This is a genomic window from Rathayibacter rathayi (genome assembly GCF_004011095.1).
GTDB classification, from domain to species: Bacteria; Actinomycetota; Actinomycetes; order Actinomycetales; family Microbacteriaceae; genus Rathayibacter; species Rathayibacter rathayi.
The window spans coordinates 712,884-726,840 of sequence record NZ_CP028129.1 but is presented as its reverse complement, the minus strand read 5'-3'; the positions used below and the strand labels follow the sequence as shown (position 1 = coordinate 726,840).

Sequence of the window (13,957 nt, the reverse complement as noted above, 5' to 3'; positions counted from 1 at the left end):
CCGCGAGATGCCACTTGTGTCGGCGACACGCCGACAGACGTGCGCGTAAGTGGCATCTCGCGGAGGGCATCAGGGGGCGGAGGGCGGAGGCGGAGGGCGGGGCGGTCAGAGGTGGGGGGAGAGGGCGGCGAGTTCGGTGCGCAGGGCGGTGAAGGCGCGAGCGCGGTGACTGCGGGCGTTTTTCTGCCCGGGAGCGAGTTCGGCGGCGGTGAGCGCACCCGCCTCCGGGACGAAGATCGGATCGTAACCGTGGCCATTCGTGCCGCGGGGAGTCGTCGCGATCGCTCCGTCCCAGCGGCCCTCGACCACGGTCTCCTGACCTCCCGGGAGCACCGAATCGGGCACGACGAGAGCGATGGTGCAGCTGAAGTGCGCGCCGCGGTGCTCGGCCTTCACGTCGCGCAGCTGCGCCAGGAGGAGCTCGAGGTTCGCGCTCGCATCATGCGCGCGCCCCGACCAGCGGGCCGAGAAGATCCCGGGGGCGCCGCCGAGCACGTCGACGCAGATGCCGGAGTCGTCTGCCACCGCGACGAGGCCGGTGTGCGCCGCCGCCGCGCGCGCCTTGATCAGCGCGTTCTCCGCGAAACTGACGCCGTCCTCGACCGGCTCGGGGCCGTCGTAGGCGCGCACGCCCACTCCTGGGAGGGCACCGGCGAGCATCGCGCGGAACTCCTCCACCTTGCCGGCGTTGTGGGTGGCGAGGACGAGGTCCAGGCTCACGCGCCGGGCTCCGCGGCGAGCACCTCGGCCTGCACACGGGCAAGATTGGACGCGCCGGCGACGGCGAGGTCGAGCAGAGCGTCGAGCTCGCGGCGGTCGAACGGCGCACCTTCTGCGGTGCCCTGCACCTCGACGAACAGGCCTCGGCCGGTGACGACGACGTTCATGTCGGTCTCGGCGCGGACGTCCTCGACGTAGGCCAGGTCGAGCATCGGTACGCCGTCGATGATGCCCACGGACACCGCCGAGAGGCTGTCGATCAGCGGCTGCGCCTTCTGCCCCACGTACTTCTTGCCGCGCGCCCACTCGATCGCGTCAGCCATCGCCACATAGGCGCCGGTGATCGCCGCGGTCCGGGTGCCACCGTCGGCCTGGAGGACGTCGCAGTCGATGACGAGAGTGTTCTCGCCGAGCGCCTTCGTGTCGACGACGGCGCGCAGGCTCCGGCCGATCAGCCGAGAGATCTCGTGGGTGCGCCCGCCCACCTTGCCCTTGACGGACTCGCGATCCATCCGAGAGTTGGTGGAGCGAGGCAGCATCGCGTACTCCGCGGTCACCCAGCCCCTGCCCTTGCCCTGCAACCAGCGCGGCACGCCTGCGGTGAAGGAGGCGGTGCAGAGCACCTTCGTGTTGCCGAACGAGACCAGCGCGGAGCCCTCGGCCTGGGTGCTCCAGCCGCGCTCGATCGTCACGGTGCGCAGCTCGTCGGGCGCGCGCCCATCCTTGCGCGTGGCCTTCGATGCGGTGCTGTCGCTCACTCGGGTCTCCCTGGGTCGTGCGGGAGCGCGGCCCGGTCGAGCTCGCGCAGGTTGATGGTGCCGGTCTCGACGAGGTCGACGCTCGAGACCTCTGGGCCGAGGAAACGGCGGGCGAGACGGACGAAGTCGCTCGACCCCGTCTCCTCCCACCGGTACGTGGGCGGCTCGACGGAGGTGCGTTGCAGGCCGTGCGCGACGAGCGTCCGGTAGACGTCGAGCGCGGTCTCCTCGGCACTCGAGACGAGGCGGACGTCGGGGCCCATCACGTAAGCGATCGCGCCGCGCAGCAGCGGGTAGTGCGTGCAGCCGAGGACGAGGGTGTCGACTCCCGAGGCCTTCAGCGGCGCGAGGTACTCCTCCGCGATGGCGAGCAGCTCGTCGCTCCAGGTGACCCCCGCCTCGACGAACTCGACGAAGCGCGGGCAGGCGGCGGTAACCAGCTGCAGGTCGGGGGCGGCGACGAAGGCGTCGTCGTAGGCGCGGGAACGGATGGTGCCGGCGGTCCCGATCACGCCGACGCGGCGGTTGCGGGTGTCGCGCACAGCGCTGCGGACGGCGGGCTGGATGACTTCGATCACGGGGATTCCGCGGCCCAGGGTGTAGCGCTCGCGGGCGTCGCGCATCATCGCGGCGGAGGCGGTATTGCAGGCGATGACCAGCAGCTTCGCCCCCTGATCGACCAGCGTGTCGAGCGTGTCGAGAGCGTAGGCGCGGACATCGGCGAGCGGCTTGGGGCCGTAGGGCGAGTGCGCGGTGTCGCCGAGATAGACGATCGACTCGTTCTGCAACTGGTCGATCACAGAGCGGGCGACGGTGAGGCCCCCGACTCCGGAGTCGAAGATGCCCAGCGGTGCGTCCGTCACGGGGGAACAGCCTACCCGCGCCCGGGTGCCCGGCCCCGGACGCCATCGGGGAGCCCTCGGTCGGGCACGCGCCGGGATCCCTCCTCCGACGGCCGTCGTGGAACACTGTCCGGATGGATTCGACGGCCTTCCTCACCGACCGCTACGAACTCACGATGGTCGAGGGGGCGCTCGGCAGCGGTACCGCCGACCGCCGCTGCATGTTCGAAGTGTTCGCGAGGAGCCTCCCGCCCGGACGCCGCTACGGCGTGCTCGCCGGGACCGGCCGGCTCCTCGAGCTGATCACGCGCTTCCGCTTCGGCGACGAGGAGCTGTCCTGGCTCCGGGAGAACCGCGTCGTCGACTCCCGCACGCTCGACTGGCTGGCCGACTACCGCTTCCGCGGCGATGTCTGGGGCTACCGCGAGGGCGAGGTCTACCTGCCCGGCTCCCCCGTGCTGATCGTCGAGGCGCCCTTCGCCGACGGCGTCCTGCTGGAAACCCTGGTGCTCAGCGTCCTCAATCACGACAGCGCCGTGGCGAGCGCCGCCGCGCGGATGGTCTCGGCCGCCGACGGCCGACCGCTCGTCGAGATGGGCTCGCGCCGGGCCGGCGAGCGCTCGGCCGTGGCCGCCGCGCGCGCCGCCTACATCGCCGGCTTCGGCGCCTCCTCGAATCTGGAGGCGGGCCGCGCGTTCGGCGTGCCCACGATGGGCACCTCGGCGCACTCCTTCACCCTCTTGCACGACTCGGAGGAGGAGGCGTTCCGCGCGCAGGTCGCGGCGCTCGGCCCCGGCACGACCCTCCTCGTCGACACCTACGACGTGACCGTGGCGGTGGACCTGGCCGTCCGGGTCGCGGGCACCGGCCTCGGTGCGGTGCGGATCGACTCCGGCGACCTCCCCCAGCAGGTGGCCGCCGTCCGGCAGCAGCTCGACGCCCTCGGCGCGACCAGCACCCGCATCACGGTCACCAACGACCTGGACGAGTACGGGATCGCCGCGCTCGCCGCCTCCCCGGTCGACTCCTACGGCGTGGGGACCTCGGTCGCCACCGGCTCGGGCCACCCGACGGCGGGCATGGTCTACAAACTGGTCGCGCACGAAGGCCACTCGGGCGAGTGGGTCGCGGTGGCCAAGAAGTCGGTCTCGAAGGCGTCGATCGGCGGCCGCAAGTCGGCGGGTCGCCTCCTCTCGGGGGACGGCGTGGCCGAGGCCGAGATCGTGCACGTCGGCGCGGGCCCCGAGGGCGGCGTGGGCGAGCGCGAACGGCCACTGCTCGTGCCGCTGATCGAAGACGGCGGGATTCGCACCGAGCACCTCGGTATCGAGGGGGTGGCGGCCGCCCGGGAGCACCACGCGAACGCGGTGCTCGAACTGCCACTCGACGCGCTCCGGCTCGGCCGCGGCGAGCCCGTCATCCCAACCCGCTACGAGTGAGCGGGGAGAGGGATCACGTCATCTTCGCGTAGATCTCCTTGCAGGCCGGGCAGACCGGAAACTTCTCCGGGTCGCGGCCCGGGAGCCACTTCTTGCCGCAGAGCGCTCGGACCGGCTTGCCGGTGATCGCGCTCTCGAGGATCTTGTCCTTCGGAACGTAGTGAGAGAAGCGCTCGTGGTCGCCCGGCTCGATCGACTCCTGGTTGAGGAGCTCTTCGAGTTCGCGGTCGAGGGTGGCGGTTCCTCCGCCTCCCTCGAGGGGGCCGGTGCTGCTGTTCTCGGCGCGCAGAATCATGCCGTCGATCCTACGCTTGGACGCTAGCGTCGACGCAGCGGAGGATAAGGAGACCCGGTGGACGTACTCTTCGTGCACGGCGCGCTGGTGCGCGACGGCGGTTGGTGGTGGCGTCGAGCCGCCGCCCTGCTCGAGGAGCGAACCGGCATCCGCAGCCGGGCCCTGGCGCTCCCCTCCTGCGCAGAGTCGACCGGCGAGGGGGAACCCGGCCTCACCGCCGACGCGGTAGCACTGCGGGAGGCGCTGGACGATAGCGGCCCGACCGTGCTCGTCGGTCACTCCTACGGCGGCACCGTCATCGCCGAGGCGGGCCTCCACCCGGCCGTCGTGGGTCTGCTCCTCATCTCGTCCTACACTCCCGAGCCCGGCCTCTCGCAGGGCGCGATCATGAGCGGCGAGCCGGATCCGGTGCGCATCGGGCTGCTGCCCGACGGATCGCTGCAGATCACCGGCTACGACGCGCGGTCCTTCGCCGACCGTTTCCTCCAGGACGGCAACGATGAGGACCGTGCGGGCGCGTGGCAGCGGGTCGGCGCGCAGGCGGCGACCGCCTTCTCCACTCCCACCACCCGGGCGGGATGGCAGGGCGTGGATTCGACGTACCTGGTCTGCACTGAGGATCGCAGCACGTCCGTCGGGCTCCAGCGCTCCCACGCGGAGCGCGCGACGCGCTCGGTCGACGTGCCGACCGGCCATCACCCGTTCCTCACGCGCCCTGACCTGGTGGTCGTCGAGCTCGAGGCGCTCGTCGGCCGCTAGTAGCGGCTGGTGAAGGCGACCAGCTCGGTCGCGCGGCGCTCGAACAGCCAGCCGCCGATCAGCACGCCGAGGGCGAAGACGAGCATCGCACTACCCAGGCCGACGAGCACGGCATCCCCGGCCGCCCCCGCGTCGACGAAGAGCGCTCGGACGCCGAGCACCACCGTCGGCGCCGAGAGGAGCAGGCCCAGACCGAACGCGAACGACTGCGGCCCGGCGCCGCTGGCTCCGGGCGCCTGCGGCTGCACGAACGCACTGTCACCCGGGCGCGGCGCCGGGTAGGCGAGCCACGCCGAGATCGCGCTGGCGACTCCGGCGGGCACGAGCAGGAGGCAGGTGTTCACCGCGAGCACGACAGGCAGCGCGTCGGGCAGCCCCGAGGTCGCGCTGCTGATGAGGGAGCCGAGGACCACGATCGGCACGCCGAGCAGGAGCGTCGGGAAGGCGCGGCCGAGCCGGTCGGACCAGCCGCGGACGCCGGCCGCGACGTGCAGCCAGAACGCGGATCCGTCGTAGGCGACGTCGTTGTGCAGGAACCAGCCGAGGAACAGCGCGACCAGCGGCACCGGGAGTAGCGAGAGCAACGGGAAGGGCACGCCGACGACCGCAAGCAGAAGCAGGGCCGCGATCGGTAGCACCGGGACCGCGACGAGCGACGCTTGGTAGCGGGGGTCACGGAGCCAGTACGTGATGCTGCGCGCCGCGATCGCTCCGGTCCGGGTCGAGGCGAGCACGTCGAACCAGCCCAGGCGCAGGCCGCGTGGCGGGCGGTGCGTGCGCTCGGGGCGCCCGGTCAGCGTGCGGACGACGAGCCACCACAGCGCGCCGGCGGCCACCAGCGTGAGAAGCGCGAGGACAAGTGCACCGAGTGGGTCGCCGGACTCGGCGGCCGGCGCGAGTGCCCAGGCGGCGCCGAACGGAGTGGCTCCCACTGCCGCACCCCAGCGCTCGAGCACCGGAGTGTCCCCCGTGTCGAGCAGCGCCGCGGCGGCGAGGGAGGCGGGGCCACCGAGCAGCAGCACCAGGCCGAGCACGGCGAGCAGCTCGCGGGCGGTCCGGGAGGGCACGAGCGCGGCGGAGGCGGCGAGGCCGATCCGCGCGAACAGAGACGTCGTCGCCACCGCGAGCAGCGGGCCGAGCACGGCGAAGGCGCCGGCGCCGGGGAACAGCGCGGCGCTGGCCAGCCCGACCACCAGCAGGGCGAGCGTCGGCACCGACACCACCCCGGCCAGTGCGAGCGCGCCCGCCAGTCGCAGCGGCGGCACGGAGAAGAGCCGGAAGGCGCGCGGATCCATCGGATCGAGCGGACCGAGCAGGAAGGGCAGCACCAGGAAGCCGACCGTGATGAGCCCACCGGCGGTCACGACGGCGCCGGCGGCCGTATCGAAGGAACGCAGCGCACCGACCGCCGCGAGCAGGAGCGCCGTCACCGCGACCACAACGAGCACACCGAGGACGGCTCCTGCCGAGCGCGCGGGCCCGGAGCGGAACGTGCCGAGGAGGACGTCGATCTTCAGCCGGAGAAGTCGTGCAACCACTGCAGTCCCTCGGCGATCTGCTTGCCGCCCGCGAGTTCCATGAAGCGCTCCTCCAGTGTCACGGTACCCGCGACCTCGGCGACCGGGCCAGAGGCGAGCACCCGACCACCGACGATGACCGCCACGTCATCGCAGACGCGCTCGATGAAGTCGAGACTGTGACTGGAGAGGACCACCGTGCCGCCGCCGTTGACGAAGCGGCGCAGCACGGTGATCACCGCGGCCGAAGAGACCGGGTCGACCGACTCGAACGGCTCGTCGAGGACCAGCACGCGCGGAGCGTGAATCATCGCCCCGGCGAGGGCCACCTTTTTCGCCATGCCGGCGGAGTAGTCCGAGATCAGGCGCTCCAGCGCGTCGGTGAGACTCAGCGCGTCGGCCAGCTCGATCGTGCGCTGCTTCGCCGTCGCGAGGTCGATGCCGCGCAGCGCCGCGGAGTAAGCCAGGAACTGTGCGCCGGTGAGCCGGTCGAACAGACGGAGGCGGTCGGGCAGGACCCCGATCAGCGGCTTCGCGGCAGTCGGGTCTTTCCAGACGTCGACCCCGTGCACGAGCGCGCGGCCGGTGTCGGGGCGCAGCAGACCCGTCATCATCGAGAGCGTCGTCGTCTTGCCCGCGCCATTGGGGCCGATGATGCCGTAAAAGGTTCCCGCTCGCACAGCCAGGTCGATGCGGTCCACCGCCACGGTCCGACCGAAGGTGCGGGTCAGCTGGTGCAGCTCGAAGACGACGGGCGAGGCGCCGTCCGGATCCGTGGCGCTCTCCGCGGGCTCGGTGTTCGTCGCGGACGTCATCCGGCTACGGTACCAACTCGCTCGCGGCGCGTCGGCGCCCGCGCCGATCACCGACGACACGGCGAAAGGTCAACCACCCCGGCCCCGAGAGGCGTGAACTGTACACTGTGTCTCTAGCCGAAAAGTGGTTCAGTTCGAGACCCAGCGGTGAATTCGAGGGGAAGAAATGATGGTGCACAGAGGTTCGACGAGCAACGGCCCCGCCACCGTCGTCATCCTCGCCGCAGGAATGGGCAGCCGGCTCGGCCGCTTTCTCCCCCAGCCACTCACTCCACTGAACGACGGCCGCACGATCCTGCAGCAGCAGTTCGACAACATTCACCACGCCTTCGGTACGAAGATCCCGGTGAGCATCGTCGTCGGCTACAAACTCGAGCACATCATCGAGGCTTTTTCTTCGGCGACATTCGTCTACAACGAGCAGTACGACCAGACCAACACGTCCAAGAGCCTGCTCCGCGCGCTTCACGCCAGCGGCCACGGCGGCGTGCTCTGGATGAACGGCGACGTCGTCTTCGACCCGCGCGTCCTCGACCGCGCAGCCGGCCTCATCTCGAAAGACGTTTCCTTCGTCACCGTCAACACGGCGAAGGTGTCGGACGAGGAGGTCAAGTACACGACGAGCGCCGAGGGCTATATCCAGGAGCTGTCCAAGACGGTGAGCGGCGGCCTCGGCGAGGCGGTCGGGATCAACTCTGTGTCCGCCTCCGACAAGGCCGCTCTGATGCGTCAGCTCGCCCGGGTCGACGCCCAGGACTACTTCGAGCGTGGCAGAGAGTTGGCGATCGAGCAGGACAGAATGCTTGTCGAGCCGATGGACATCTCCGACTTCTACGCCGTCGAAGTGGACTTCGCCGAGGACCTCGAGCGGGCGAACCTCTTCGTCTGACGCTCACGGCTCCTCTGCAACTCAGTCGGAGCCGGTCGGGAGGAGTCGCGCAGTGAGCACGGCCGACCTCCTCGCGAGCGAGTCGGAGCTGCGACACCGCCGCTCCCCCGTCTGGCGCTACCGCCACTCCCTCTGGCTACTCACCAAGCGCGACCTCACCGTCCGCTACGCCACGAGCGCACTCGGCTATCTCTGGTCGGTACTGGACCCGCTCGTGATGTCGGGGATCTATTTCTTCGTCTTCACCGCTGTGTTCCAGCGAACCGTCGGCGAGGACCCGTACATCGTCTTCCTGCTCGTCGGGCTCCTCCCGTGGATGTGGTTCAACCAGGCGACCTCCGACGCCACCCGCGCGTTCCTCCGCGAGGCAAAGCTGGTGCGCTCGACGTCGATCCCGCGCACCATGTGGGTGGGGCGGATCGTGCTCTCCAAGGGCGTCGAGTTCGTGGCGAGCCTGCCGGTGCTGGCGCTGTTCGCCGTGATCGCCGGTGCCCAGCTGACCTGGGCGGTGCTGCTGTTTCCCGTGGCGACCCTGCTGCAGGCGGTGCTCACGCTCGGGGTGGGCCTGCTCGTCGCTCCGCTCGTGGTGTTCTTCCGCGACCTGGAGCGGGCGGTGAAGCTCCTGCTGCGGTTCCTCTTCTCTGCGTCGCCGATCATCTACTCCACCGCTGACCTGCCCGAGCAGATCCGTCCGCTCGCCGCGCTCAACCCGCTCAGCGGGATCTTCGCGCTGTATCGCTCCGCCTTTTTCACGAGCGCGCCGGACGTTCCGCTCATCGCCGCCTCGGCGGCGATCTCGGTCCTCGTGCTGGCGCTGGGCCTGGTCGTCTTCCGCCGCTGCGAGCGCGCGATGCTCAAGGAACTGTGATGGCCGACGCTCCTGTGGTGATCGAGTGCCGTGGGCTCGGAATTCGCTTCCGCCGCAACCGGCGGGGCCGACGCTCCTTCAAGGACCTCTTCGCCGGGCGCTCGCGCCGCTCTCGGCCGGGCGAGTTCTGGGCGTTGCGCGGCCTCGACCTGCAGGTGCGCGCGGGCGAGGCGATCGGCGTGGTGGCCCGGAACGGGCAGGGCAAGTCGACGCTGCTCAAGCTGGTCGCCGGAGTGGTGCTGCCGGACGAGGGCGCGGTGCAGGTGCGCGGCGGCGTCGCTCCGCTCATCGAGATCACCGGCGGGTTCGTCGCCGATCTCAGCGTCCGCGAGAACGTCTACCTGACCGCGGGGCTGCACGGGATGTCCAAGCGCGAGGTCGACGCCCGCTTCGACTCGATCATCGAGTTCGCCGAGATCGGCGACTTCCTCGACACCCCCTACAAGCACCTCTCCAGCGGGATGAAGGTGCGCATCGCGTTCTCGGTCGTCTCCCGGCTCGAGGAGCCGATCATCCTCGTCGACGAGGTGCTCGCGGTCGGCGACAAGGCTTTCCGCGAGAAGTGTTACGCGCGGATCGAGGAGTTACTCGCCTCCGGCCGCACCCTCTTCTTTGTCTCGCACAACGAGCGCGACCTGCGCCGCTTCTGCAGCCGCGGCCTCTACCTCGACAAGGGCCGCCTGGTGCTGGACGCACCGATGGAGGAGGTGCTCGCACGTTACGCTGAGGACTACGCGCCGACACCGCGGAGCAGCGCGGCGCCGGCCGAGGACCCACCCGTTCGGGGCACCGTCTCCGACGACTGACCGCTCCCGCGCTCGGCACCCCAGGACGCAGGAGTGCAGGACATGGCCCACAAGGACCGCAAACGCGAGCGCGCCGTCGAGAGGGCCGGCGGACTCGAGCCGACCGACGGATCCGAGAACACGCAGCTCGCGAAGATGCTCGACCGGCTCCTCGCGGTGCAGCGCCCGGCCGTGCTGGCGAACATCCGCCTGCTGCGACGGCGACGGCCCGGGGCGACACCGGAGCAGATCATCACCTCGCTCGAACGGCAATACCTCTCGAGCGTGGCCGCGGGTGGCGCAATGATCGGAGCGACGGCGGTCGTCCCCGGCATCGGCACGGCCACCTCGGTGGCCCTCTCCGGCGCGGGTGCCGCGGGTTTCCTCGAGGCGAGCGCCCTCTTCGCGCAGTCAGTGACGGAGGTGCACGGCATCCCGCTCGAGGATCCGGACCGCGCGCGGGCCCTCGTCCTCACGCTGATGATGGGGTCCTCCGGCAGCGAGATGGTGCGCCAGGTGGCCGGTCACGCCGTCGGCGGAGGCGCCGGCCTCAACCAGTACTGGGGCTCGGTGGTGACCAAGGGGCTGCCCTCGTTCCTGGTGGGCGAGCTGGCCGACCGCGCGAAGAAGTCTTTCGTCAGGCACTTCCTGGCGCAGCAGGGCGCGGGGCTGGTCGGCCGAGCGATGCCCTTCGGGATTGGGGCGGCGCTGGGCGGCGTCGGCAACGCAATGCTCGGCCGCACGGTGGTCCAGAGCGCCCGCGACGCATTCGGACCCGCACCGCAGGTGTTCGGCAACACGCTCGTGCTGGAGCCGACGCGCGCCGAGCGCAAGGCGCTGGCTGCGGCACCGGCAGAACCGCTCGCGCTCTTCGTGCGCGACTACAGCGGAACGGGCGAGCGGATCGCGCTCCTTCTGCACGGGCTCGGTGCCGACTCCCGGATCTGGTACGCGCTCGTGCCGACACTGCACGAGCACGGCTACCGCGTGCTGGCTCCCGACCTCGCGGGCCACGGCGGGTCACCGAGGTCGCCGGTGTACTCGCCGCAGCGCTGGGCCGCAGATGTGCGGGCCTCGGTGCCGCAGACCCCCGACCTGATCATCGGACACGGTCTCGGCGCCGTCGTCGCCGCCCGGCTCGCTCCGGAGTACCGCGCTGACCGGCTGATCCTGCTCGACCCCGCCTTCTCAAACACGCGCGGCGTGACCCGAGCTCTGCACCGCGGTGGCTCGGTCGCGCACGTCGAGAAGGGCGACGCCGACTCCCTCCGCCACCGCCACCCGATCTGGACCGACGAGCAGATCGAGCTCGACGTGTCGGCGTACGCGCTCTGGGACCAGGACTCCGCCGACGGGCTCACGGCGCGCGGCGCGGCCGACGCTCCCGAGACGTTCCCGGACCTGACGCTCGCGGTGCTGCCGGAGGATCCGCTGGGCCACGCCTCGCTACCCACGGTGCTGGCCGGCCGCGGAGTCGAGGTGCGGAGCGTGCCGGGCGGCGGAGCGTCGATCCTGCGTGAGGACCGCGCGGCGCTGATTGCGGCGCTGGAGGACCGGCTCTAGCGTTCCGGGCCTGCACAACGAAGGCTGAGCGGCCGGATCGGAGCGTCGGGCCGCTCAGCCTTCGTTGCGAGGGCGCTCGTGCCCACTGAGCGCCATCCCGAGCACGGTGCGAACGAGCGGCCCGCCGCCTAGATCCTCTCCGATCACGCGCAGGCCGATCTTCTCGGCGACCCGCCGCGACGCCGCATTGTCCGGGTGGACGATCGCCACGAGGCGAGCCGCGAGACCGTGGGCGAGGGCCAGGTCACGGCAGGCCGCAGCCGCCTCCGTCGCGTAGCCGTGGCCGTGCAGGTCGGCTCGCATGTGGTAACCGACCTCGAGCTCGAGCCCGCCGTTGACTCCCTGCCAGGTCAGACCGCAGTCCCCGACGAATGCGCCATCAAGGGTCTCGACGATCCAGAGCCCGATGCCGTACTCCCGGTAGTTCCGCCGGTTCCAGGCGATCCAGGCGGCCACCTCCTCGCGATTCTTCGGCGCCGGATAGTACCGCATCACCACCGGGTCGCCGAGAAGATCCGCCATCGAGGGGAGGTCCGCATCGTCCATCTCGCGGAAGCGCAGCCGGGCGGTGGCGGAGGGGAGCATCCGCATCACACTACCGGCCGGCGCTCGCGGTCCCGGTCCGAAGGCGTTCGCAACCGAGGTCGAACGCTCGATTCTCGGCCCCCGGTGCCCGCAACTCGACTCTCGACCTCGATTCGATACCGGCTTCCCGTCCGGCTCCAGCCTGTGCCGACATCGCGGCCTCCGACACGGCGGGCGCTGGTCGCGATGTCGACGCGGCCGGCCCTACTTCTTCGCCTTGGCCGCGGCCTTTGCGGCCTGCTTGGTGGCGCGGACCTTCGTCAGCGACTCCGGCGAGACGATGTCGGCGACCGAGCGGAACGAACCCTCCTCTCCGTAGGAGCCGGCGGCCTCGCGCCAGCCCTCCCCCGCGAAGCCCCGCTGCTTGCCGAGCAGGGCGAGGAAGATCCGCGCCTTCTGCTCGCCGAAGCCGGGCAGCGCCTTCAGGCGGGCGAAGACAGTGCGGCCGTCGGGGTCATCGCGAGTCCACAGGGCCGACACGTCACCGTCCCAGTCGTCGACGAGCGCCCGGCAGAATACCTGCACCCGGCCCGCCATATTCGACGGATAGCGGTGCACGGCGGGCGGAGTACGGCAGAGCTCCGAGAACGCGGCCTCATCGAAGCCGGCGATAGACGCGACGTCGAAGGAGGTGCCGGCCGCTTCCAGACGCTCCTCGATCGTGAGCGGCCCCGAAAAGGCCGTCTCCATCGCGACCTGCTGGTCGAGGAGCATCCCGATCAGCAGGGCGAGCGGGTCGCGGCTCAGGAGAGCGTCGGCGTCGGGATCGTCGGTGATGTGCAAGGCGGAGTCTCGAGTCATCCTTCAGAGATACCACGGACGACCAGCGACCCCGCGGTGCACGGCTCCCTGGCGCTAACGCCGCCGGCCGCCCGCAGGAGAGGAGTCACTACTTCGCGTCCTGCTGCGGGAAGACGACCTTCTGCACGACGATGATCACTGAGGCGGCGACCGGGATCGCGACCAGCGCGCCGAGCACACCCGCGATCGTGCCACCGCCGACCGCAGCAATCACGACGACAGCGCCGGGCACCGAGACCGCCCTGTTCATGATCCGCGGGACGAGGATGTACGCCTCCACCTGCATATAGACGAGGTAGTAGATCGCGGCGATCAGCGCGGTCAGCGGTGAGGTGAGCAGGCAGGCGAGCGAGATGATCACCGCGGCCGAGAGGGTTCCAACCAGCGGAATCAGCGAGCCGAGGAACGCGACGCAGGCCAGCAACGCCGGCACCGGCCCGCCGATCACGAGCAACAGAATGAAGGTCAGTACGCCGTTCACACCGGCGAGAGAGACCTGACCGACCATGTATCGGCCGACAGCGCCGGTGATCTCGTCCCCGACCTCGTGCGCCTTCGCCCGGTGCGAGGCGGGTGCGAAGCGGTACGCGACAGCCTTCATCGAGCGCAGGGAAGCGAGGAAGTAGAGCGTCAGGATCAGCACGATGGCGGAGCCCGTGACACCGCTGGCGATGCCGGTCCCCACGGCGATCAGGCCACCGCCCAGCGAGAGCAAGTTGTTGGGATTGCCGATGAAGCTCTGGACGCTCCGGATCAACTCGTCGATTTCGACAACGCCGCGCAGCTGCTGCTCGAGGTCAAGCACCCACTTCTGCGAGGCGATGTCGGTGACGATCTGAGGGGCACTCGTGACGAACATCGTCAGCTGCTCGACCAGGATCGGAATGATATAGATCAAGAGCCCGGCGAAGAGCAGCACCACTGCGGCGAACACCGCGGTGATCGCCAGCGGTCGGGGCAGGCGCTTGCTCTCGAGCCAGGAGACGAGCGGATCGAGGCCGAGCGCGAAGAACATCGCGACGAAGATGTAGGTCAGCACCGTGCTCAGCTGCACCAGGAGTCCGCCGAGCGCGAGCGCCACCAGCACGCCGAGCGCGCCGAAGAAGCCGATCCGGAACGAGCGGATCGTGAACACCGGCTTCTCCCGGTCGGCGGAGACCACGATGTCCGGCTCGACCGCGGGATGAGCGGCAGCCGACCGGCGCCGGCGGGAGCGGGCGAAGGCGCGCGGTGTGATCATGGATCGAGCGTAGTGGGATGCTCGCAGGCCTCCCGGCGACGCCGCCGACCCTTGACGCGGCGGCCTGGGCGCGGCCCTCGC

General features: G+C 70.6%; 15 protein-coding genes. 6 read left to right on the top strand and 9 right to left on the bottom strand.

The window, feature by feature from the left end; genetic code table 11:
• Positions 1 to 105: 105 nt before the first annotated feature.
• Genes rdgB through murI form a run of 3 tightly spaced genes read right to left on the bottom strand, consistent with a single transcriptional unit; the run spans position 106 to position 2,341 of the window.
• Positions 106 to 720 (bottom strand): RdgB/HAM1 family non-canonical purine NTP pyrophosphatase, encoded by a 615-nt coding sequence (gene rdgB, locus C1O28_RS03645; RefSeq protein WP_097166548.1) that lies wholly within the window; start codon positions 718 to 720, stop codon positions 106 to 108.
• Complete coding sequence (gene rph, locus C1O28_RS03640) at positions 717 to 1,478, bottom strand: ribonuclease PH (RefSeq protein ID WP_097166549.1); 762 nt, start codon at positions 1,476 to 1,478, stop codon at positions 717 to 719. Before rph ends, rdgB begins: the two co-directional genes overlap by 4 nt.
• On the bottom strand, positions 1,475 to 2,341 hold the full coding sequence (gene murI / locus C1O28_RS03635) for a glutamate racemase (protein WP_097166550.1): 867 nt from the start codon (positions 2,339 to 2,341) through the stop codon (positions 1,475 to 1,477). The genes rph and murI overlap by 4 nt, the downstream gene beginning before the upstream one ends.
• Before the next feature lie 113 nt (positions 2,342 to 2,454).
• On the opposite strand from murI, the gene C1O28_RS03630 reads away from it, so the two are divergent.
• Entirely contained in the window at positions 2,455 to 3,759 is a 1,305-nt protein-coding gene (locus tag C1O28_RS03630) for a nicotinate phosphoribosyltransferase (protein ID WP_097166551.1), read from the top strand.
• 13 nt (positions 3,760 to 3,772) lie between these two features.
• Here the strand turns inward: C1O28_RS03630 and C1O28_RS03625 are convergent, their stop codons facing one another.
• The gene (locus C1O28_RS03625) at positions 3,773 to 4,054 is read right to left on the bottom strand and encodes a DUF3039 domain-containing protein (protein ID WP_097166552.1); all 282 of its coding nucleotides are present in this window, start codon (positions 4,052 to 4,054) and stop codon (positions 3,773 to 3,775) included.
• 57 nt (positions 4,055 to 4,111) lie between these two features.
• Here C1O28_RS03625 and C1O28_RS03620 point away from each other — a divergent pair, with 57 nt between their 5' ends.
• On the top strand, positions 4,112 to 4,813 hold the full coding sequence (locus C1O28_RS03620) for an alpha/beta hydrolase (RefSeq protein ID WP_097166553.1): 702 nt from the start codon (positions 4,112 to 4,114) through the stop codon (positions 4,811 to 4,813).
• On the opposite strand, the gene C1O28_RS03615 is transcribed toward C1O28_RS03620, so the two are convergent.
• Positions 4,810 to 6,351 carry an ABC transporter permease gene (locus C1O28_RS03615; protein ID WP_097166554.1) on the bottom strand — a complete coding sequence of 514 codons (1,542 nt, stop codon included), beginning with the start codon at positions 6,349 to 6,351 and terminating at the stop codon, positions 4,810 to 4,812. The two genes, C1O28_RS03620 and C1O28_RS03615, sit on opposite strands and share 4 nt — an antisense overlap.
• Positions 6,327 to 7,145 carry an ABC transporter ATP-binding protein gene (locus C1O28_RS03610; RefSeq protein ID WP_097166555.1) on the bottom strand — a complete coding sequence of 273 codons (819 nt, stop codon included), beginning with the start codon at positions 7,143 to 7,145 and terminating at the stop codon, positions 6,327 to 6,329. The genes C1O28_RS03615 and C1O28_RS03610 overlap by 25 nt, the downstream gene beginning before the upstream one ends.
• A gap of 169 nt (positions 7,146 to 7,314) precedes the next feature.
• Here C1O28_RS03610 and C1O28_RS03605 point away from each other — a divergent pair, with 169 nt between their 5' ends.
• Genes C1O28_RS03605 through C1O28_RS03590 form a run of 4 tightly spaced genes read left to right on the top strand, consistent with a single transcriptional unit; the run spans position 7,315 to position 11,250 of the window.
• Positions 7,315 to 8,034 carry a phosphocholine cytidylyltransferase family protein gene (locus C1O28_RS03605; RefSeq protein ID WP_097166703.1) on the top strand — a complete coding sequence of 240 codons (720 nt, stop codon included), beginning with the start codon at positions 7,315 to 7,317 and terminating at the stop codon, positions 8,032 to 8,034.
• Positions 8,035 to 8,086: 52 nt separating this feature from the next.
• The gene (locus tag C1O28_RS03600; RefSeq protein ID WP_419866651.1) at positions 8,087 to 8,902 is read left to right on the top strand and encodes an ABC transporter permease; all 816 of its coding nucleotides are present in this window, start codon (positions 8,087 to 8,089) and stop codon (positions 8,900 to 8,902) included.
• Positions 8,902 to 9,708 carry an ABC transporter ATP-binding protein gene (locus tag C1O28_RS03595; RefSeq protein ID WP_097166556.1) on the top strand — a complete coding sequence of 269 codons (807 nt, stop codon included), beginning with the start codon at positions 8,902 to 8,904 and terminating at the stop codon, positions 9,706 to 9,708. Before C1O28_RS03600 ends, C1O28_RS03595 begins: the two co-directional genes overlap by 1 nt.
• Positions 9,709 to 9,750: 42 nt before the next feature.
• Positions 9,751 to 11,250 (top strand): alpha/beta hydrolase, encoded by a 1,500-nt coding sequence (locus tag C1O28_RS03590; protein WP_097166557.1) that lies wholly within the window; start codon positions 9,751 to 9,753, stop codon positions 11,248 to 11,250.
• A gap of 54 nt (positions 11,251 to 11,304) precedes the next feature.
• Here C1O28_RS03590 and C1O28_RS03585 read toward each other — a convergent pair whose 3' ends face one another.
• From C1O28_RS03585 to C1O28_RS03575, 3 genes are all read right to left on the bottom strand, one after another.
• Positions 11,305 to 11,835 (bottom strand): GNAT family N-acetyltransferase, encoded by a 531-nt coding sequence (locus C1O28_RS03585; RefSeq protein ID WP_097166705.1) that lies wholly within the window; start codon positions 11,833 to 11,835, stop codon positions 11,305 to 11,307.
• 204 nt (positions 11,836 to 12,039) lie between these two features.
• Complete coding sequence (locus tag C1O28_RS03580; RefSeq protein ID WP_097166558.1) at positions 12,040 to 12,636, bottom strand: HhH-GPD-type base excision DNA repair protein; 597 nt, start codon at positions 12,634 to 12,636, stop codon at positions 12,040 to 12,042.
• Positions 12,637 to 12,724: 88 nt separating this feature from the next.
• A complete protein-coding gene (locus C1O28_RS03575) occupies positions 12,725 to 13,876 on the bottom strand; it encodes an AI-2E family transporter (RefSeq protein WP_097166559.1) in 1,152 nt (383 codons plus the stop codon).
• Positions 13,877 to 13,957: the final 81 nt, after the last annotated feature.